Origin of the sequence: Rheinheimera sp. (assembly GCF_965283995.1) — a bacterium.
Classification (GTDB): domain Bacteria; phylum Pseudomonadota; class Gammaproteobacteria; order Enterobacterales; family Alteromonadaceae; genus Pararheinheimera.
In genome coordinates this window covers 351,396-370,725 of the sequence record NZ_CBDIQG010000001.1, presented here as the reverse complement: position 1 = coordinate 370,725, position 19,330 = coordinate 351,396, and the positions used below count along the sequence as shown (strand labels likewise).

Below are 19,330 nucleotides of genomic sequence, written 5' to 3'. Positions count from 1 at the left end.
AGTCTGGAATCTATCAGACTGCGGAAATTTTACCGACATTGTTCTAGTCTGCCCGCAACAAAGGGTATATTTTACAATTATTTGGTGTCTTCCCGGAATTCAGCATGAGCACATTACAGCATCGCGCCTTCTCTCGGCTTTGTCTGATCACAACCACTATGCTGCTGGCCGCGCCGGGTAAGACCGCTGAGTTAACATCCTGGCTGGAACTGCAAGCCAAAGCAGAATTTGGCTGGGTACAACATAGCGAACAAAACAACAATCTGGGCCCCTGGTGGCAACATGGTACCGGACAATTAGCGACCAGCGATGATCGGCTGACCACAGGCCCAATCCTCGCTGCCGTGCAAATCAACAGCGACAGCCCGTTTTCTGCCCGGCTGCATCTGAGTCATCAAGCGGCACTGGACGCGGCCAGCGGTATCACTGAAGCCTGGCTGCAATATCAGCCGCTGCCCATCGACGGTTATCGTCTCAAAGCCCGCGCGGGCTGGTTTTATCCGGCATTGTCGCTGGAAAATACTGACGTCGTCTGGAGTTCGCCTTACACCAGCACTTTTTCGGCGATCAACAGCTGGTACGCCGAAGAGTTGCGCGCCAAAACACTGGAGCTGAGCCTGAGCCGGCCGGGCCGCAGTTTTGCCTCCAACCACAGCTGGCAAGGTGTGCTTGGTGCGTTTCGTGATAACGACCCGCTCGGTACGTTGATTTCCTGGCGTGGATTTGCCGTGCATAACCTGCAAACCCGCATCGGTGGTCGGATTGATTTTGCCCATTACCCGAGCTTGCGGCGTTTTCCACTGGAACGCCAGCCTGATTGGGTGGAACCATTTGAGGAACTCGACGGACACACCGGCTGGTATGGTGGACTGCATTATCTGTATCAGCAGGAGACTGAAATTCGGCTTTACCACTATGACAATCAGGCCGATCCGACGGTACTGGCCAAAGGGCAATATGCCTGGTTAAACCGATTTGATCAGTTGGCCCTGCAGCAACAATTGAGTGAAAGATGGCGTCTGGTCAGCCAGTGGCTCGATGGTCATACCGAAATGGGCTATGACACCGTCTTGGTGGATTATCGTGCGGCCTTTGTGTTGCTGAATTATCAACAAGATCTGTGGCAGGCCAGTGTGCGTTATGATCACTGGCAGCAATGGGACCGCGATCAGACCGTGGGTGATGATAACAGCGGCCGCGGTCACACCTGGACTGTTGCGCTGCAATATCCGCTTTCGCCACAGTGGACTCTGCTTGGCGAATTCAGCCGGTTGAACAGTCATCAGGCGTCGCGCGGACAGTGGGCCAACTGGCCGCTACAGCGCAATTTTTATCAGAGTCAACTGACGCTGATTTGGCGTTTTGACTAAAGCGTGTTGTGAAGACCAGTGCCGCTGCGCACGTTAAGACAACACCAGCCAGACACCAACACCAAACATCAGCGCTGCGGCGATGCGATTCATCAGCCGGGCGTTGCCTTCCTGCATAAACAGCACCCGCAGCGCTTTGCCGCCACTGGCGTATAACAGCAGCGACGCGAACTCCAGCAGTAAAATAATAGCGAGCAGCACAGTCAGCTGCGGCCAAAACGGCAGACTGGCGTCGATAAATGGCGGCAACAGCGCCATATGAAAAGCCCAGCCTTTGGGGTTAGACACTGCGGTGATAAAACCCTGCATAAACAGTTCACGGCGCGAACTTTGTTGCGCTTGCCCCGGCTCCGGGATCGCCAGTTTGCCTTTGCTCTGCCACATCTGCAGCGCCAGATAACCGAGGTAAGCGCCGCCCAGCCATTTGAATGCGGTCAATAAGCCCGGCATCCCGAGTAACAATGCCGAGACGCCAAGCACCGCCGCCATTGCCACCAACGCAACCCCAAGCAGTTCCCCCCCCATCATCCACAGTGCCCGGCGCACGCCCTGGCTGATCCCTACGGTCAGAGCCAGCGTCATACACAGGCCCGGTGTGATGGAAACAAATAAAAAAGTCGGAATAAACAAGCCCATCAGGCTTAGATTGATCAAGATACAGACTCCTGCTGTGGGTCTGGCCGCGGTGGACCAAACAACACCTGAATTTTAGCGCGTACGCCACTTGCGTCGCGGGCAGCGCTCAGCATGCAGCGCCATTCATGAAAAGTAATAGTCAGCGGATTAACCGACTCAAAATCTTCGGTGATGCCATAACGACACGGGATCGCGTCGTGTTCCGGCTCGAAGCTGCCAAATAAACGGTCCCAAATCACCAGGACGCCAGCGAAGTTCTTGTCGATATAAACATCGTTGCAGGCATGATGGACGCGGTGCCAGGCCGGCGTGTTCAGCACATAACCGAGCCAGCCCCAGTGTTTGCCCCAGCGCGTATGCACAAAAAACTGAAAACCCAGATTAATGGCAACCACCGCCAGTACCAGCTTCGGATCAAAACCCAGTAACACCAAAGGCAGCCAGAATAGCCACATGCCGGATAACGGATACGTCAGGCTTTGACGAAAAGCCGTGCTGAAATTCATCAGCCGCGAGCTGTGGTGCGCGACATGCGACGCCCAGAGCCAGCGCACCCGGTGTGAGGCACGGTGAAACCAATAATACAGAAAATCCTGCAGCACAAATAACAGCAGCAAATTCATTGCCGTAAAGGGTAAATCCAACCAGGCATATTGATGTAGCCAATAAAACAGCGGTAACAACAGCAGTAAAGACAGTGCATCACCGGCCTGATGCATTGCTGCCAGGACCATATTCGCTAATGAATCTCGCCACTGATAAATCGCCAGCTTGCGGCGGACACTTTGATACCACTCGAAGCCGATAAACAGGAAAAACACCGGGCTTAACAAAATCAGGATCACTTCTACCGGAACCATGTACACCACACTACCGCTAAAAACCGAAGTTTTTACTCTAACATGCCGCTTTTACCTGCTGCACCTTTTTTGGCTATTGCTGCACCAGACTGGTACCGGCGGCGGATGACTATTCAGGCAGATAATTTTTTAATGTTAAAAATCAATACGATAAAAAATTATCTTTCTGGAACGGCACTTGCTGCAGCACAGGATGTCGTCAGGCTGACACATAAGCAGGTCAGGCTGAAGCATCCGCTGAGGAGGACTTATGCTGGATCTGAAAAATCATCCGCAACGCGATTTACTGGAAAAAGAATTACAACAACGCTTTTTCCCTGCGCTACAGGCGCCCTGCCGGATCTGCCACTGGATGCTGACGTTGTCGCCGGCATCTCGCAGCCATGAATTCCAACATCTGCAACAGCTGGCCCATCAGTATGGTGTGGCACTGCTCGATGGCGATGTCGATTTAAATCTGGATTTAGGCAACGTGATGCTGCGCTGGGAGCGGCATTCCGAATTCTCCACTTACAGTTTTATTAAACCCGGTCAATCCAGCGGATTTGAAGATCCGCTTAGTTTCCTGCCAAGCCTGGATTGGTTTAATCCGCTGCCCGGTCAGTTATTTCGGGTGGTCCAGCTACAAATTCTGACCGGGACCGAACAACAGACTGCCAGTACTTTGTTTGCAGCCGAACATTGTATGTCGAGCCTGCTGGCCGATGGCAAAGCACGGGTCTGGACTGATTTTCGTAAACATCCGGAAGGCGCCGGCCGCATGTTGCTGCTCGATCACGGGCTGTCGCCTTCTGCACTGGCGCGGCTGGTGCAGCAATTATTTGACCTCGGTAATTACCGCAAACTAAGTCTGCTCGGCTGGCCAATCAGCCGCCAGACGCTGAGTCAGCTGCATTTACTGGAGCAACAGCTGTCTGATATCACTCAGCGCATCGAACAACAACAAGGCTCAGACGAACAATTACTGCGCGAGATCAGTCAGTTATCCGCGCAGACTGAACACCTGATCGCCAATAACAGCGCCCGGCTCGACGCCAGTGCGGCTTATTATCAACTGACGCTGGATCGCTTAAAGGCACTTAGAGAACAACAAGTTGACGGCATGATGACGTTACAGGATTTCTCTGAGCGACGGCTGACGCCGGCTTTTCGCACCGCGCAGTCAGTACAGAGCCGACAACGCAGTTTGTCCAACCGCTTGGGCCGTTCAACCGAGCTGCTGCGCACGCGGATCAACCTGCAACTGGAGCGGCAGAACACCGATTTGCTGGCGTCGATGGACAAAAGAGTCAGGCTGCAGCTGAGTCTGCAACGCGCCGTAGAACGGGTGTCGGTGGTGGCGATCAGCTATTACGCGATAGCGCTGGTCGATAAAGCGCTGGAGTCACTGCATTATTGGTGGCCGGCGTTGCCGCTGGAGAGCTGTCGTAGCCTGAGTCTGCCGCTGGTGGTGCTTGGTGTCAGCTTTTTATTGTACCGGTTACACCGCCATCATCAGCTCAGTAACTGAGCCGGTGATGGCGTCGATCAACAGCTCAGCCTTTATCGCCAAAACATAAGTCGCCGGCATCACCCAGTCCCGGCACTATGTAAGCCTGTTCGTTCAGGCGTTCGTCAACGGCGCCAATCCAGAAATAGGCTGCGCTGCCGAGTTCTCGCTGCAGCAGTGCCAGTCCTTCCGGAGCCGCGATGGCAGCGGCGATATGCAGGCTGCGTGGTGTGCCGCTTTGTTGCAGCAAATGCCAGACTTTGAGCAGCGACGAACCGGTGGCCAGCATCGGGTCAATTAACACGAGATCCCGACCGTCAATGGCCGGATTGGCGCTATATCCGAGGAAAATATCCTGATCCATACCGGCCTGTTCGGCCTGACGGTAAGCACCGATAAAACCACTGTCGGCCTGATCAAAAATATCGGAAAAGCCCTGATAAAACGGCAGGCCGGCGCGCATCACACAGATCAGTAACGGTTGCTGGGCCAGATCGGCAGCTTTAGCGACGCCCAGCGACGTATGCAGCGGAAAACTTTGATATTGCAGCGTTTTTGACAGTTCATACGCCAACAACATGCCAAGGCGCTGCAAATTATGGCGAAAGCGCCAGCGATCTTGCTGGATATCCGGGTCACGCAATTGCGCGAGCAGGCTTTGCGCTACGGAAAGCTGCTGATTTAACTCAAAAAGATGCATATGAAGTACTCCAAAAGAACGGCGCTGTCTGACGGGATTATCGCCACTGAACTTGAAAAAGTTGTTCGGCACGCCCATCTGTAAGAAAAGCCCCCGGAACTGTTAACTCCCTATGCTAGCGGAATTTTTACAAAACAACAGTCAGTTGCTGTCACTGCTGTTGATCACTTTACTGGCGATTGCTGCGATCCTGTATCCGGCCTGGCGCCGCAAGCACAGGCGACAATTACTGCGACAGCAGCCTTTTCCGCGGGCATGGCGTAAATTATTGCAACAGCGCTGGCCGTTGTATCGCGCCTTACCGGCCGATTTGCAGCAGGAACTACGCCGGCAAATTCAGCGTTTTATCGCCGAAGTCGAGTTTGTTGGTTGCGATGGCCTGACTGTGACCGAGCCGATGCGGGTGTTGATTGCGGCTCAAGCCTGCCTGCTGACGTTAAAACTACCAGTCAATGATTATCCGGGCCTGCGTCAGGTGCTGGTCTATCCGGACGCATTTGCTGTCAAGCAAGATAGGCCCGATGTTGCCGGCGTCGTGCACAACAACATGCAGTGGCGCGAAGGCGAATCCTGGCAACAAGGCCAGGTGATTTTATCCTGGCGTCATACGCTGGCCGGTGCCTCTATCGCTGACGATGGCCGCAATCTGGTCGTGCATGAGTTTGCCCATCAGTTGGACCAGCAAACCGGCAGTGTGAACGGCTTCCCGCCGTTACCAACAGCGCAGCTGCAGCAAGACTGGAGTACACAGATGCAAGCCGCGTATACCCGCTTGCAACATGATCTGCAGCAAGGGTTCGCGCCGTGGATTGACCCATATGCAGCAACCAATCCAGCCGAGTTTTTTGCCGTGCTCAGTGAGCTGTTTTTTGAAATGCCGGCCTATCTGGCCTCATGCCAGCCCCGGCTGTACCAGCTGATGCAGCAATTTTTTCAGCTCGACCCACAAAGCTGGCCGCTGCAACAAGCGGAACTGCCCGCCAGAGCGGCACATCGTTTAAACTACTGACAACACGCAGCAACCCGGCTATTCAGAATCAATTCAGATGAACCCGCCATATTGGTTATATCAGCAACTGCTGATGTCACTTTGGAGGCGTTATGTTCAAATCAATAGGTTTGCTGGTAGGTCTGTTCAGCGCGATTGGCCTGATGACTCCTGCCCATGCAACGAATGTTGAAGTTAATTTGTATGGTCAGGTGCTGCCAGGAGTACATGGTCATGTCAGGGTCGCAGATCCTTATCCACACTATGATCGCATTGTAGTGATCGAAGCGCCTTATGCGCATCAGCGCGATTGGGGCCGCTACTGCCACCATTATGGCGCCTGTCACCAGTCGGTGCGGTTTGTTGAAGTGCGGGAATACCAGGAACAACGGCACTGGCACAAACCCAAACGCCATAAAAGACGCCATGGCCATGTCCATCACCATGACTGTGATCATTAAGCGGGTTTCGCCGGGCGGCGAACTTGGTATAATCGCCGCCTTTCATTCGCGAAACAGACAAGCAGGAAATTACCGATGATCATTACCCAGGACAGCGTCGTCCAGTTGCATTACCGTGTGTCAGAAGCTCAGGATCTGATTGAAGACTCCGCCAAAGGCGAACCGATGTTATATCTGCACGGCCACCAAAATATGCTACCAGCGATTGAACAGGCACTTGCCGGTAAAACCGCTGGTGACGAGGTAACGCTGGTGGTGGCACCAAAAGATGCTTATGGCGAGCGTGACGAAAACGCGATTCAGAGCGTTCAGGTCAAACATTTAAAAGGCGCAAAAAAATGGGCGCCTGGCATGACTGCAGTGATCGAAACAGAACAGGGTCCGCGTCAGGTCAAGATTGTGAAGATGGGCATGTTTAAAGCGGACGTTGATGTGAATCATCCGCTGGCAGGCAAAACACTGACTTTCGAATTAAAAGTTGTCTCGGTCCGCGCCGCTTCCGCCGAAGAAGTCGCACACGGACATGCGCATGGCGTTGGTGGCCATCACCATCACTAAGCTTTAAAAACTGGCAAGTGGCTGATAATGCAGCCACTATGCTAGGCTTGTAAAACGCTTAGCTAGCCTGTCTGCTTTATGAAAATTCTGTTTAGTTTGATTGTGGCGACGCTCGTGCTGTTCGGCCTGAATTTATATCGGCTGAGCGCCGCAGATGCAGACGCGACCACGCAACCGCCCGTCGAGCAAACGACACCACAGCTGCCGGCATTACAACCAGAACAGCAATTATCACTGCTCCAACAAAGCAGCGCTCGCCAGTTCCGCTTGCAATGGGGCATGACTCCGGAAGCACCATTTCATATTCTGGAAGGGCCGGATCAGGGGCAAGGTTTTTGTGACTTATTAGTACAGCGATTACAGGTTTATCTGCCGGATGTTCGTCATCAACCGCTGACCGAACCACAATCCCGCATTCGGCAGCGCATCGAGGCCAAAGAACAGCTGTGTTACCCCTGTGCCTTGTATGTGCCGGCCTCACAAGACCGTAAAGGCCGCTTGTTCAGCAAGCCAACCCATTACTACCGGCCTCACGGCATCATCACCCGGCCAGATCTGGTCGAGACCATTCGCCAACGTTTTGGCCTCCCGGTTGATCTGCAAAAATTACTGGCCAGTGAGCTGCGGTTTGGTTTTCCGGCGCAGCGTGGTTATGGCAAATTGCAACCGTTACTTGATAAACACCGGCTCACCAGCCCGAATCACATCAGTGTCGATACAGGTAAAGACGCCACCATGCTGCATTTACAAATGCTTGGCCAGCATCAACTCGATGCGACGCTGGATTACGTCAGCAGCTTACAGTACTACGATCGGCACTCGGCTGAACCATTGGTTTTTCTGCCTATCGCCGGATTTGAAGAGTTGCTGGCAGGCGCCGTCAGCTGTCCGGACAGTAACTGGGGGCAGCTCGCCGTGCTACGGGTTAACGCTATCATCAACAATATCAGGCAAGACAAGGCGTTACGGCAAAATCTGCAATTTTGGTTTGGCGACGACTTGCCACCTTATCCACCAGAACAAACCCGCTGAGGAAAGGATAAATATAAGCTGCAATCAAACGCGCTTCAGGCTAAAATCTGCGGCTGTTTTTTCAGTTCAGCACATGGATCCAGCCGTTGTCACCGCAACTTCCTTTAGAAAACATTCAGTTTGATAATTACCGGGAACAACCAGCTGTGGTGTCAACTGCCGAACCAGAAGTGACGGTACAGCGCCGCTCGTTAATTCCGGTGTTGTTGTTGTTATTACTGGCCGCGCTCGCCGTATTGGCCGCATTTGAAATGCGCACGGCCTGGTATAGCGCCAAACCAATCAGCGAATATGCCAAAACACTGACCTGGCAATTGCAGAATGGGCCGACGACTCAGGTCATCTACCCCACTGCCGGCCCATTTGATGAACGCCATGGTTACACCAAACTACCTGCACTGCTGCCCCGCCTGACCGAACGCGGTTTTGTCGTCCGAGCCCAGGCTGAATTTTCGCCGGCGATGCAGGGTTTTGCCGCCCAGGGCTTTTTCCCGCCTTACCGGGAGAAAGTTCAAAGTGGTCTGTTTCTGGCCGATTGCCGCAACGAAACTATTTTTGATTTTAATTACCCACAACGGGTATATCGCCAGCCACAGCAGATCCCATTGTTGGTGGCGCACAGCCTGTTGTTTATTGAGAACCGCAATCTGCTGACTATCCCGCCGCACGCCAACCCGGTGATGGATTGGCCGCGCTTTGTCATGGCCGCTGTCAGTCAGGTGGGTAAAGTTCTGGCGATTGGCGGGCAGTCCGCTGGTGGCTCGACGCTTGCAACGCAAATCGAAAAATTCCGTCACTCGCCAATGGGGCTGACGCAGAATTTCGAAGATAAAGCCATTCAGATTATTTCCGGCACGATCCGCGCTTATCAACATGGCCCGAATACCCAGGCCGTGCGTACGCGCATTGTGCAGGATTACCTCAACACAGTGCCGCTGTCTTCCGCGCCAGGTCATGGTGAAGTACATGGTGTCGGTGATGCGTTGTATGCCTGGTTTGGGACTGATTTTGAACGCGCTAACCTGCTGCTGAGCCAACCGGAACAAGCAGAAAACGCCGCTGAGCGGGCGCGTTATTTCCGCCAGATGCTGTCACTGATGATTGCACAGCGCCGGCCATCTTATTATCTGTTGCAAGGCCATGCCGATCTGGAAGAGCTGACCGACAGCCATATCCGCTTACTGGCACGCGCCGGCATTATCGATGCTGCTTTACGCGACAAAGCACTGAACGAGCGGCTGACATTTGTCCGGCTGCAACCAAATAAAGCCAAAGACGAAGCCGACAGCCGTAAAGGCATTAATGCGGCCAGACTGCGGTTGGGCAACCTGCTGAACCAGTCGATGTACGATTTAGACCGGCTCGATTTAAACGCGCACAGTACTTTGCATGGCGATGTACAGCAAAAAGTCAGTGCTTACCTGAAGAGTCTGGCCAATCCGAATACCGCTGCACAACACGGTCTGATTGGTGAACGCTTGCTGGCGCCAACGCGCACCGGCGATGTGCTGTACAGCTTTACGCTGTTTGAAAAGACCGCCGACGCTAACAGGGTTCGGGTACAGACCGACAGTACCGATCAGCCGTTTGATTTAAATGAGCACAGCAAACTGGAACTCGGCTCCACCGCCAAGCTGCGGGTATTAGCCAGCTATCTGGAAATTATTGCCGAGCTGCATCAGGCGTTTGTTGATGAGCTGCCAGACAGTCTGCTGACGATGGACATTGCACCGAACGACCATATTACGCGTTGGGCCGCCAATTATATGGCAACCACCGCCGATCGCAGTTTACCGGCCATGTTAGAAGCGTCGCTGGAGCGCACCTATTCGGCGTCACCGGCGGAGCGCTTCTTTACCGGCGGTGGTCTGCAGGTGTTTAACAACTTTAATAAAGACGAAGACGGCAAAGTACCTACTATCCGCCAGTCACTGCAGCAGTCGCATAACCTGCCATTTGTCCGTTTACTGCGTGACATCGTCAGTTTTGCCAGCAGTTACCAGACCCAAGGCAGCACATCGTTATTATTACGGGCCGACAACGACCCGAAACGGGAAGAATACCTGCGGAAGTTCGTCGACAAAGAAGGTAGCGAATTCTTACGCCGCTTCTTCCGCAAGTACCAGCAAAAACCGATGGAACAGCGGTTGGAGACCTTTTTTGATGGTCTGAAGCAAACGCCGGATCGGCTGGCCGCGGTGCATCGCTATTTGCTGCCGGATGCCAGTTTTACCGACTTCGCGGCGTTTTTACGCACCAAACTGCCGGATGCAGCCACCCTGACCAATAAAAAACTGCAGGATATGTACGCCCAATACGGTCCTGGTAAATTTAGTCTGCCGGATCAGGGTTATATCGCCGGTGCGCACCCGCTGGAGCTGTGGGTACTGAATTACCTGAACACCCATCCGCAAGCCACGATGAAAGAAGTGATAGACGCCAGCGCCGAGCAGCGCCAACAGGTTTATCGCTGGTTGTTCAAAACGCCGAACCGCAAAGCGCGTGATGCGCGGATCCGCATCATGCTGGAAGTAGAAGCCTTTACCGACATCCATCAGCGTTGGGCCAAACTTGGTTATCCGTTTGACCATCTGGTGCCAAGTCTGGGCACTGCACTCGGCAGTTCCGGTGATCGCCCGGCGGCATTGGCAGAACTGATGGGGATCATTCAGAACGATGGTATGCGCTTACCGACCATCCGCATCGACAGTCTGCATTTTGCCGCCCATACGCCGTATGAAGTGCAGCTTGGTTTTAATGCCAGCGCCGGCGAGCGCGTGATGCGCCCAGAAGTGGCACGCGCACTGAAAAAAGCGCTGGGTCAGGTAGTCGCTGACGGCACTGCCCGACGGTTAAACGGCAGTTTTGTTAACACTGATGGCTCGCTATTCCAGGTTGGCGGCAAAACCGGCACCGGCGACAACCGGGTCGCGACGCAAGTGATCCGCGGTAAAACAGTGGCGTCGACGGCAACCAGCCGCACTGCGACTTTTGTGTTTTATCTCGGTGACAGATATTTCGGCACCCTGACAGCCTTTGTGCCTGGTAAAGGTGCTGACGATTTCAGCTTTACCTCTGCCCTGCCGCTGCAGGTACTCAAAGGCATGGCACCAATTTTACGGCCCTATGTGGTGAAAACCAGCCCGATGTGTCAATCGCCGTCGCGTTAAAGATTCAAATCAGCCACAGTAGCGATAACGCAGCGCTGTGGCTGTGCTCTGCAGCAGCTGCATACCGCATTGACGAGCCAAGCGTATTGCAGCCAGATTCTCTGGATGGATACTTACCTGCACTTCGAAACCAAGTATCAGCGCGCGTTGCATCAGCGCGCTGTATGCGATTTTGGCCAGACCAGACTGCTGCCGATCTGGTAACAGCATAATCCCCAGCTCCAGGGTGCCGGTGGCGGGTGTTATATCAAACACGGCCAGCATTCCAGCCAGTTGCTGCTGAGGGTTTTCCAGTGCCAGATAGAACTTTTGTCGCTGTGGTTGTTGATTTGCCCTGACGCAGGCTTCAATACGGGCTACAGCTTCAGTTTGCGACAGTAGCTGCCCGACAAACTGCTGAGTGCGGGTGTCAGTGTAAATCACAGCCAGTTCCAGAGTATCGGCTGCACAGACCGGCCGAAGTCGGCAACCAGCCTGTTGCAAAGCAAAATCAACAACCGACAGCATCAGCGCTCCTGCAACGCTTGCAGCCGCGCCAACATTTGGGAGTTTTTCTGTAGTGACCGGGACGGCGGCAATACCAGTGTTGATTTCAGCGTCAGGCGCGCTGCCGGTAAATCGCCAAGAGCAATCCATTCCATCCGCGGCTGTTCAAACGGCATACTGGCGGCTTCATAAATCACCACCTGATGCTCCGCCGGATAATGCCCGGACAATAGTTCAACCAGTAATTGCAGTTCAGCCGCGCCGGTATCAAATCGGGCAATACTGCGATCGCCGGCCAAGGTTATTTGCCATAACACCAGATAAGCACTGGGGTCCACCACGCGCTGATAGAACATAAACTGGCTGGCTTCATAATACTGACAACCGACCCGGCCCGGATCAATCCCCAAATCGGCGTGCAGACAATCTGCCGCACTGATGCCCGCCAGCATCTGCGCTTCGTAGCCTTCCAGCCGCGCCAGTTCAATCACTTTATGCGGCGCATAGGCAAACACGCCGGGATGTCCATAAAAAGCGCCGACCACAAACTTGCCGGCCCGTACTTCGGTCAGCATCAGGTCAATCATTTGTTGATAAGTTTCATGGCGGGACTTGCCCAATTCGTACAGTGGCGCAAAGCTGCGGACCTCAGCATGCATCGTCTGCAACCATTGCTCTGTGATCCCGTCGGTCACCGCAGCAAATACCACATCAGCCGCCTGCAGATGGCTTTTTGCCACTGGGGTGATGTGGGCACCAAGCATAATCCCGGTGCCCAAAATCACTATACGTCCTTCTTTTTGCATATTATGTCCATTGCGATATTCTGGTATCGTTTTTATCAGAGATAATCTGATGCTACGACAGCAGCCTTTGATTTACAAAACAAAAGGTTTGCTCTAGGCTGAACTGCCGGTTGTCGTAAAAATACCGGAGATGAAAACTAATTTCAGCAGGGAGTTTTTTATGTCTGCACTACATCAGGTATTAAATGAGCTAGCCATCAACGTGCTGCCAGCTCAGCAACGTGCCGGACTCATTGCCAGCCTGGCCCGCCAGCATGGACTGGATGACGCGCTCACTGCAGCAATGCAAAACGGTAACAGCGAGCAGCTATCCAGATTAACGAATCAGCAGTTATCAGCATGCATGGTCATTGTGGCCCCTGATACTCCGGCGTTCAGTTCCGGTTGTCATTTTATCGTTGCATCTGAAGTACCCAATCACTGATAGCAAGCGACTACATATCAGAAGTGTTGTCTCAGCTTTTTAATTTTATTGATAAAAGAAGGACTTATCATGTTGCATCTGGTTCAAATGTTAGAGAAACTCGCGGTCAGCACGCAGACAATGTCAGAACGCGATACCCAAATTGACCAACTTGCTCAGAGTTTTGCGCTGAATGAAGAGTTGATTGAGGCGATCCAACAATCCAACCTGACTGGTTTGATCCAACTCGCTGGCCTGCCAGGACGCGGTTGTTTCGCCATCGTAGCGCCTGACGCACCGGAAGAACCTGATGATGAAGATAAACAAGATGACGACAAGAAAATCCGTAAGCACTAAGGATCAGTTTTTGTGCTGAAAATTCGGCAACAATGGAGTTGTTTATTGCTGCTGTCAGGGTCAGTGTGCATAAACGCTGCCCCTGCCCCCCCGTCAGACCGAATTGATGTAATGCTGAACAATGCGGACGAACAACGGAGCTCAGCACCAGCACACTATGCGGAACTGCTTAGCCAGTTAACTCTGGCACGGGCAGAAATGAAGCCTGCCCAAAGCAGTTACCTCGATTTTCTGATTGCCTACCAACTGGCTTACTCGGGACGCCATCAAGAGGCCGAAACCCTGTTAAATCAGTTAATGAGCCCGAGTCATTCAGCATTAATGCGATTTCGCGCTTCCTATACACTGGCGAACGTGCAGATGGTCAGGCGCCAGTTTGTCGATGCTTTTTCCAATCTGAGCCAGGCCATTTTATTATTGGCTGATATCGAAGACCCGAAATGGCGCAATCAGGGACTGCTCAGTGCTGCCAATATCTATTCAGAGGCTGGGCTGTACCGAGAAAGTATTGAATTTATCGAGCAGATGGCACCGCAAGCGATGAGTGACCGGGATATCTGCCTGAGCCAGCAGATCAATTATCAAAATCAGCTGAATCTGCGACAAAAAGTGTCTGTCAGCGACATTGAAAAAACCATTGATATCTGTCAGCGCGCCAATGAAAAGATGCTCTCGCATTTAGTCAGGCTGCAAATCGGCTGGTATTACCTGCAACAAAAGCAACCGGCACAAGCATTACAAAGCCTAAAACTGCAACGTGCTGAAGTCGAAAGTACCGGCTACAACCGGTTATTAATCAGTCTGTATCAGTTGATGGCGGAGGCGCAGGCGGAACTCGGTGAGGCAGAAACGGCCCTGCAATTGATCGCGGAGCTGGAACAGGCAGCCAAAGATCTGCCGTACAGCACTCCACTGGTGGCAGGGCTGCAATTAAAAGCCGAACTGGCTGCACAGCTCGGCGATTTCCAACACGCTTATCAGGCAGCTAAACAATTTTCAGAAGCCGAACGCGCGATGCGGGACGACCGTTCTGCACAGCTGCTGGCTTTTCAGCTGGCCAAAGGTGAATTGTTGAAAAAAAATCAGCAGTTACAGCTGATCAAAGAAGAATTCCGTGTGGTAGAGCTGGAAAATCAGCTGAAAAACCAGCAGGCACAACGTGACAGTTTGTATATTGGTCTGCTGAGCCTCGCCAGTATCGTGTTGGTTTACGTCACCTACCAGCTGATCCGCCGCCATCGTTATTACAAACTTGCAGCGGAAAATGACGGACTGACCGGCATCAGCAACCGACACTTTTTTGATTTGCAGCTGCAAAAGCAGGTTAAGCGCTGTAAACAACTGCAGAAATCGATGGGCGTTATTGTATTTGACCTCGATTTTTTCAAACTGATTAATGACAACCATGGTCATGATATTGGCGATAAAGCGTTGCAGGCGACAGTGCAGATCTGCAATCACTTTATCCGCAGTGGCGATATTTTTGGCCGCATCGGCGGAGAAGAATTTGCCATTGTGTTGCCTGACTGTCAGCCGGATAAAGTGTTAATGCTGGCTGAGATTTGTCGCGATGCGATTGAACAGCTCGATTGCAGTCATATTCAGAGTGGGCTGAAACTGACCGCCAGTTTTGGCGTGTCGTACAGCCAGATCAGTGGTTATCAGCCCAGCGAGCTGATGCGCCATGCCGATCAGGCGCTTTATCTGGCCAAATACAATGGCCGTAACCGGGTCGAAAGTTACGACCAGATGCAGACCAACCCTGGACGTCCTTTAATCCACAGCCCGCTGCGCTAAGCAGCCGGGCCTGTCGCGCTACGATTAAGCCAGCCGCAAAAAGCCATCCGGCACCTGTTCAGTCAGGAATTGCTGCAACTGCTCATCATTCAGCGGTCGGGCAAAATAATAGCCCTGCCCGACATCACATTTGTGTTTTTTCAGCAATTGCAACTGAGCACGGTTTTCCACGCCTTCAGCTACCACAGTCAATTCCAGCTTCTGCACCATCGCAATGGTAGACACGATGATTTGATAGTCAGCATCGTTTTCCAGCATGCCAAACACAAAGGACTTATCGATTTTGATAATGTCGACCGGCATTTGTTTTAAATAACTTAAGCTGGAATAACCGGTGCCAAAGTCATCGATGGCAAAACAAAAGCCCATACCTTTGAGCTGGCGCATCATTTGTAAGGTAGTGTCGATGTTTTTAACCAGCGTGCGTTCCGTCAGCTCCAGCTCAAAATGATTGGCCGGTAAACCAAATTCATCCAATAAGCCCTGCAGCACTTGTGGCAACAGCGGATCAAGAAACTGACCGGCGGATAAGTTAATCGACATCCGGATATGGCGGTAGCCCTGATTGATCAACTGCAACACCAGTTCAAAACTGCGGCGGAACACCCAGTAACCCAGTTCAACCATTTGTGGTGAGTTTTCCAATACGCCGATAAATTCATCGGGCGTCACAATACCCCGTTGTGGATGTAACCAGCGTAATAAAGCTTCAAAACCGACCAGCCGGCCGGTCGACAGCTCAATTTGCGGCTGCAGCACCAGATAAAACTGCTGCAGGCGGATCGCTTCTTTGATATCACTTTCCAGTTGAATACGGCTGGATAAGCGCTGATACATTTGCTGATCATATCCGGTAAAGGCGGCACCGCCCTGTTCTTTGGCGTTGTACATGGCAATATCCGCCTGGCGGATCAGGTCATCTGGAATGGACTGCGGATCTGAGGACAGCGCAATACCAATACTGCCAGACACATAAAACAGCTGACCATTGAGCTCGACCGGCTGTTCAAACGCCTGCAGAATGCGGTTCGCCACTTCGGCCGGATGTTCATCAGAACTGACATCGGTCAGCACCAGCACGAATTCATCGCCGCCAAAGCGCGATGCCAGATCAGAGGGCCGGATACAAGCACGCAGCCGGCTTGCCGCTTCCACCAGTAACAGATCGCCGGCGGCGTGGCCCTGCGTGTCATTGACCAACTTAAAATTATCCAAGTCGAGGAACAACACCGCGATACGGCCCGGGTGGCGTTCCAGTGCTGCCAGATATTTTTTCAGTTGAAACAATAACATGTTGCGGTTTGGCAGCCCGGTCAGCAGATCGTACATCGCGATATTTTCCAGCTCACGGGTGTTTTGCTCAATTTGCTGATGTAGCTGTTCCAGTTCCAGACTGAGCTGATTGGCCGCAGTATCCAGCACATCCAATTCGTCCTGAAATAACAACGGCGTATTGCGGCCACGTTCGCGGAATTCGCGGAATTGGCGCTGGGCCAACAACGGTAAATGTTGCGCCATTTTCAACAGACGCAGACTCAGACGTTGCGTACTGAAATAAATCAGTACCGCCAGAACAGCGAAACAGGCGCCGGCGAAAATCACTATCTGAAATTGATATTCCGCTTTGGTGCGGGCAAATTTATTGGTGTCATCCACCAATGCCAGGTAATAGCCCTGACCGTTACCGACTAACGGCAGAAAACTAATCAGATAATGCTCAGCGCCGATTTGTATCGGCAGACCGTTCTCAATCGCCTGTTGTACAGTCGCTTCGGCCGGCAAAGCAGAGAATACCGACGCCATCCGGCTGGCGTTGGATAGGCTTAATAACTGCAGCTCACGCGCTGGTCGTTCCAGATCACCTTCAATCCGCACAATAGCGACTTCAGAGCCAACGCCTTGTTTCAACGACGCCAGGACATCCAATAAAGTGGTCGATAACGCCGCGACCGCCACATCACCACGTTGGTTCTGCACCGGCACCAGTACCAGCTTCGAGCAGTGCTCTGCACAAACAATCTCGCTAAATGGTTGCAGCTCCATCAACACCTGCTGCACTGCCTGCCGCACCCGGGCCGGCACTTCAGGAGTCGAGGCATATAGCAGTACTCCTTCCTGATTAAACAGCCACTGATGTTCCACGTTCAGGTGCAGTGCAATAGTGTCGTAGTGATGCGCTAAGGCTTTGGCAAATTCGCTGAAATCAGCCTGCTCCCGGATATTGGCCATGTCGGTGAAGGATTCCAGCCAGCTGCGCAGTTGGTTTTCCAGCAACATGTTCAAATGTTCAAACTGTTGTTGGCGTAGTTGCAGTTGTTTTTGCTGCTGCAAACGGAAATCCTGTTCCATTTTCACAATGGCAAAACTGGTCAGTACCACGGTCATCAACAACAGGGCGCTTAACGTCAGCGCGAGAATTTTCCACGGTAAACTTAAAAATGGCCGCATAAGATCAGAACCAATACATCAATTGGACCGCCCACAAATCGTGGTTCCGGCTCCGGTTAATCTCAATAGCCGGTACCACGTTAGGTCCAAGCCGCCCGGTGCCGGTGATCCAGTGATATTCCAGTTTCAGCCTTAACTGTTTGGCCAGATCCTGCGTAACCCCAAGCCCCCAGTCGCGCTGATAGCCAAAATAACGCGGAATAAGCCCACCTGATTGCAACGAAAGCAAGGCGCCGCCGCGGTCGTCTTTATTGGCGGTATACCAGTCGTAGCTGGCATACAGGCGGGTACTATCCGACCAGTTGTAGCTGCCGAGTAAAAAGGCGCCTTGGGCAAACTGATTGCGCTCAAACACTGGCAGATAGAAACCTCTGGCGTGCACGCGTTCCTGTACCAACTCACTGGACAATTCCCACAATTCGGCACTATAACGCCAATTCGCCATCACCCTTTGTACGGTAAAATCACCATCAAAAAACATATCAACCGGCGCCCGGCGATAGCTGAAATCAGAATCCAGCAACGAGATCCCCCATTGCGTCTGACTGTCGGCCGGACGGAAAAACACGGTGGCCTGATGGACAAATTTTTGTTTGGTATCTCCCTGAATTTGCGTGGCGATCACGCGCTGGCTGATTTCGCGGTTAATCGGCGTGGCACCATAACTCCAGATAAATTCGAGCTCGCCAAGCGTGGTGCTGTTGGTCGATTGCAACGCCAGACCGTCCGAGCCAACGGCGATATCGCGAAATGCATCAAAATATACCGATTGCGGTAACACGATCATCGGCCGCGTCAGCGCGACGTCGCGGGTACTGGAATACAGCCAGTGCATGTTTTTAAACCGACCGGCGTATAGATTCAGCTGCCAGTCGAGGCTATTCACTGCGGTCCAGTTCAGAAACAGATAATCGATGCGCCAGCCTGTGGCATAGCGATTACCGCCATCGAGGTACATCACCTGACCCGACAAGCGCCAGTCCGGACTGAGTTTATAACTGCCGTTCAGACCCAATTCGGTCAGATCGGTGCTGATGTCGCCGTCGTCATTAACGAAGTTGCTTTGGTCCGCCTGTATCAGTCCCTGTGCGACAAAACCATGCCAGTGCCAGCTGTCCGCAGCAGATGCAGAGAAAACGCCACACAGTGCCAGCAGGCCGCTGCTAAGGCTTAATTGGAATGACTTTAACACCCTGAGTTTCATCCTGTTTCCCGATATAACCTATGGCGCCCGGAGTCGCGGCAATCGCCTGCAGCATCGCCTGTTGATCCTGTAATTCGGTTGGGGGAGTTCCTGTCCCGGAATACGTCAGTTTTTGCCATACCCGTTCCAGCTGATAAGGAAACAGCTGGAGCTGGTCACGGCAGAATTGCAGATTAGCCGCAGAACGCGGCGCTAATGTAAATACACGGATGGCGACACCATCAGGCCAAACCACCTGACGCATCAGATAAATACTGCGCAATTGCGCCTGAGACAATGCGTCCACCTGCACTGAAGGATGGGCGATGACTTGAACTTGTGGCGTCAGCGGGTCGGCAGACGCCCCAGGCAGACACAACAACATGAATAAAACAAGAAATAACCTGTTCACAATGTCCTTCTGTGCTGAACGGATCGACAGTTCAGGATGGGTCCGCTAACGAAAGGCAATACAGCCGAGTATAGCCGACCTGTTTAAAAAGCAAAAAAGAATGCTAGAAAAACAATAGTTTACACAAAATTATCATTTACGGAAGTTACAGGCTACTGAAAATAATTCAGGCCG

General features: G+C 52.6%; 18 protein-coding genes. 10 read left to right on the top strand and 8 right to left on the bottom strand.

Features of this window, described 5'->3' with window-relative positions; all coding sequences use genetic code 11:
• Positions 1–104 precede the first annotated feature (104 nt).
• Positions 105–1,370 carry a hypothetical protein gene (locus tag ACQ66Q_RS01720; protein WP_430455208.1) on the top strand — a complete coding sequence of 422 codons (1,266 nt, stop codon included), beginning with the start codon at positions 105–107 and terminating at the stop codon, positions 1,368–1,370.
• A 33-nt stretch (positions 1,371–1,403) separates the two neighbouring features.
• Here ACQ66Q_RS01720 and ACQ66Q_RS01715 read toward each other — a convergent pair whose 3' ends face one another.
• Together ACQ66Q_RS01715 and ACQ66Q_RS01710 are read right to left on the bottom strand one after the other, a co-directional pair.
• On the bottom strand, positions 1,404–2,024 hold the full coding sequence (locus ACQ66Q_RS01715; RefSeq protein ID WP_430455207.1) for a LysE family translocator: 621 nt from the start codon (positions 2,022–2,024) through the stop codon (positions 1,404–1,406).
• Positions 2,021–2,866: a sterol desaturase family protein gene (locus ACQ66Q_RS01710; protein ID WP_430458522.1), complete on the bottom strand. Its 846-nt coding sequence runs from the start codon at positions 2,864–2,866 to the stop codon at positions 2,021–2,023. Before ACQ66Q_RS01710 ends, ACQ66Q_RS01715 begins: the two co-directional genes overlap by 4 nt.
• Positions 2,867–3,116: 250 nt before the next feature.
• Between ACQ66Q_RS01710 and ACQ66Q_RS01705 the strand changes: the two genes are divergently transcribed.
• Complete coding sequence (locus tag ACQ66Q_RS01705; RefSeq protein WP_430455206.1) at positions 3,117–4,376, top strand: DUF3422 family protein; 1,260 nt, start codon at positions 3,117–3,119, stop codon at positions 4,374–4,376.
• A gap of 25 nt (positions 4,377–4,401) precedes the next feature.
• On the opposite strand, the gene upp is transcribed toward ACQ66Q_RS01705, so the two are convergent.
• Complete coding sequence (upp, locus tag ACQ66Q_RS01700) at positions 4,402–5,055, bottom strand: uracil phosphoribosyltransferase (RefSeq protein ID WP_430455205.1); 654 nt, start codon at positions 5,053–5,055, stop codon at positions 4,402–4,404.
• A 112-nt stretch (positions 5,056–5,167) separates the two neighbouring features.
• Between upp and ACQ66Q_RS01695 the strand changes: the two genes are divergently transcribed.
• The 5 genes from ACQ66Q_RS01695 (at position 5,168) to ACQ66Q_RS01675 (ending at position 11,264) form a co-directional block, all read left to right on the top strand.
• Positions 5,168–6,064 (top strand): zinc-dependent peptidase, encoded by an 897-nt coding sequence (locus ACQ66Q_RS01695; protein ID WP_430455204.1) that lies wholly within the window; start codon positions 5,168–5,170, stop codon positions 6,062–6,064.
• 92 nt (positions 6,065–6,156) lie between these two features.
• The gene (locus ACQ66Q_RS01690) at positions 6,157–6,504 is read left to right on the top strand and encodes a hypothetical protein (RefSeq protein WP_430455203.1); all 348 of its coding nucleotides are present in this window, start codon (positions 6,157–6,159) and stop codon (positions 6,502–6,504) included.
• A 75-nt stretch (positions 6,505–6,579) separates the two neighbouring features.
• Positions 6,580–7,062: an FKBP-type peptidyl-prolyl cis-trans isomerase gene (locus ACQ66Q_RS01685; RefSeq protein ID WP_430455202.1), complete on the top strand. Its 483-nt coding sequence runs from the start codon at positions 6,580–6,582 to the stop codon at positions 7,060–7,062.
• 78 nt (positions 7,063–7,140) lie between these two features.
• Positions 7,141–8,094, top strand: a complete 954-nt coding sequence (locus ACQ66Q_RS01680; RefSeq protein ID WP_430455201.1) for a hypothetical protein — start codon at positions 7,141–7,143, stop codon at positions 8,092–8,094.
• 86 nt (positions 8,095–8,180) lie between these two features.
• Positions 8,181–11,264: a transglycosylase domain-containing protein gene (locus ACQ66Q_RS01675; RefSeq protein WP_430455200.1), complete on the top strand. Its 3,084-nt coding sequence runs from the start codon at positions 8,181–8,183 to the stop codon at positions 11,262–11,264.
• A gap of 9 nt (positions 11,265–11,273) precedes the next feature.
• Here ACQ66Q_RS01675 and ACQ66Q_RS01670 read toward each other — a convergent pair whose 3' ends face one another.
• On the bottom strand, positions 11,274–11,771 hold the full coding sequence (locus ACQ66Q_RS01670; protein ID WP_430455199.1) for a GNAT family N-acetyltransferase: 498 nt from the start codon (positions 11,769–11,771) through the stop codon (positions 11,274–11,276).
• Positions 11,771–12,556, bottom strand: a complete 786-nt coding sequence (locus tag ACQ66Q_RS01665) for an SAM-dependent methyltransferase (RefSeq protein ID WP_430455198.1) — start codon at positions 12,554–12,556, stop codon at positions 11,771–11,773. The genes ACQ66Q_RS01670 and ACQ66Q_RS01665 overlap by 1 nt, the downstream gene beginning before the upstream one ends.
• Before the next feature lie 160 nt (positions 12,557–12,716).
• On the opposite strand from ACQ66Q_RS01665, the gene ACQ66Q_RS01660 reads away from it, so the two are divergent.
• From ACQ66Q_RS01660 to ACQ66Q_RS01650, 3 genes are all read left to right on the top strand, one after another.
• On the top strand, positions 12,717–12,980 hold the full coding sequence (locus ACQ66Q_RS01660; protein ID WP_430455197.1) for a hypothetical protein: 264 nt from the start codon (positions 12,717–12,719) through the stop codon (positions 12,978–12,980).
• A 69-nt stretch (positions 12,981–13,049) separates the two neighbouring features.
• Positions 13,050–13,316 (top strand): hypothetical protein, encoded by a 267-nt coding sequence (locus ACQ66Q_RS01655; RefSeq protein ID WP_430455196.1) that lies wholly within the window; start codon positions 13,050–13,052, stop codon positions 13,314–13,316.
• Between the two features lie 111 nt (positions 13,317–13,427).
• The gene (locus ACQ66Q_RS01650; protein WP_430455195.1) at positions 13,428–15,113 is read left to right on the top strand and encodes a diguanylate cyclase domain-containing protein; all 1,686 of its coding nucleotides are present in this window, start codon (positions 13,428–13,430) and stop codon (positions 15,111–15,113) included.
• Positions 15,114–15,137: 24 nt separating this feature from the next.
• Here ACQ66Q_RS01650 and ACQ66Q_RS01645 read toward each other — a convergent pair whose 3' ends face one another.
• From ACQ66Q_RS01645 to ACQ66Q_RS01635, 3 genes are read right to left on the bottom strand one after another with little or no spacing between them, the layout of a single operon-like run.
• The gene (locus ACQ66Q_RS01645) at positions 15,138–17,561 is read right to left on the bottom strand and encodes a putative bifunctional diguanylate cyclase/phosphodiesterase (RefSeq protein ID WP_430455194.1); all 2,424 of its coding nucleotides are present in this window, start codon (positions 17,559–17,561) and stop codon (positions 15,138–15,140) included.
• Between the two features lie 4 nt (positions 17,562–17,565).
• Complete coding sequence (locus ACQ66Q_RS01640) at positions 17,566–18,753, bottom strand: hypothetical protein (RefSeq protein ID WP_430455193.1); 1,188 nt, start codon at positions 18,751–18,753, stop codon at positions 17,566–17,568.
• Positions 18,725–19,156, bottom strand: a complete 432-nt coding sequence (locus ACQ66Q_RS01635; RefSeq protein WP_430455192.1) for a hypothetical protein — start codon at positions 19,154–19,156, stop codon at positions 18,725–18,727. The genes ACQ66Q_RS01640 and ACQ66Q_RS01635 overlap by 29 nt, the downstream gene beginning before the upstream one ends.
• Positions 19,157–19,330 lie beyond the last annotated feature (174 nt).

What these genes read in the sequence shown, in the direction of transcription:
- ACQ66Q_RS01650 (WP_430455195.1), top strand. Translation starts at nt 13,428, where the DNA reads ATGCTGAACAATGCGGACGAACAACGGAGCTCAGCACCAGCACACTAT.
- ACQ66Q_RS01705 (WP_430455206.1), top strand. Translation starts at nt 3,117, where the DNA reads ATGCTGGATCTGAAAAATCATCCGCAACGCGATTTACTGGAAAAAGAA.
- ACQ66Q_RS01645 (WP_430455194.1), bottom strand. Translation starts at nt 17,561, where the DNA reads ATGCGGCCATTTTTAAGTTTACCGTGGAAAATTCTCGCGCTGACGTTA.
- ACQ66Q_RS01665 (WP_430455198.1), bottom strand. Translation starts at nt 12,556, where the DNA reads ATGCAAAAAGAAGGACGTATAGTGATTTTGGGCACCGGGATTATGCTT.
- ACQ66Q_RS01695 (WP_430455204.1), top strand. Translation starts at nt 5,168, where the DNA reads ATGCTAGCGGAATTTTTACAAAACAACAGTCAGTTGCTGTCACTGCTG.
- ACQ66Q_RS01685 (WP_430455202.1), top strand. Translation starts at nt 6,580, where the DNA reads ATGATCATTACCCAGGACAGCGTCGTCCAGTTGCATTACCGTGTGTCA.
- ACQ66Q_RS01720 (WP_430455208.1), top strand. Translation starts at nt 105, where the DNA reads ATGAGCACATTACAGCATCGCGCCTTCTCTCGGCTTTGTCTGATCACA.
- ACQ66Q_RS01680 (WP_430455201.1), top strand. Translation starts at nt 7,141, where the DNA reads ATGAAAATTCTGTTTAGTTTGATTGTGGCGACGCTCGTGCTGTTCGGC.
- ACQ66Q_RS01690 (WP_430455203.1), top strand. Translation starts at nt 6,157, where the DNA reads ATGTTCAAATCAATAGGTTTGCTGGTAGGTCTGTTCAGCGCGATTGGC.
- upp (WP_430455205.1), bottom strand. Translation starts at nt 5,055, where the DNA reads ATGCATCTTTTTGAGTTAAATCAGCAGCTTTCCGTAGCGCAAAGCCTG.
- ACQ66Q_RS01660 (WP_430455197.1), top strand. Translation starts at nt 12,717, where the DNA reads ATGTCTGCACTACATCAGGTATTAAATGAGCTAGCCATCAACGTGCTG.
- ACQ66Q_RS01655 (WP_430455196.1), top strand. Translation starts at nt 13,050, where the DNA reads ATGTTGCATCTGGTTCAAATGTTAGAGAAACTCGCGGTCAGCACGCAG.
- ACQ66Q_RS01670 (WP_430455199.1), bottom strand. Translation starts at nt 11,771, where the DNA reads ATGCTGTCGGTTGTTGATTTTGCTTTGCAACAGGCTGGTTGCCGACTT.
- ACQ66Q_RS01710 (WP_430458522.1), bottom strand. Translation starts at nt 2,866, where the DNA reads ATGGTTCCGGTAGAAGTGATCCTGATTTTGTTAAGCCCGGTGTTTTTC.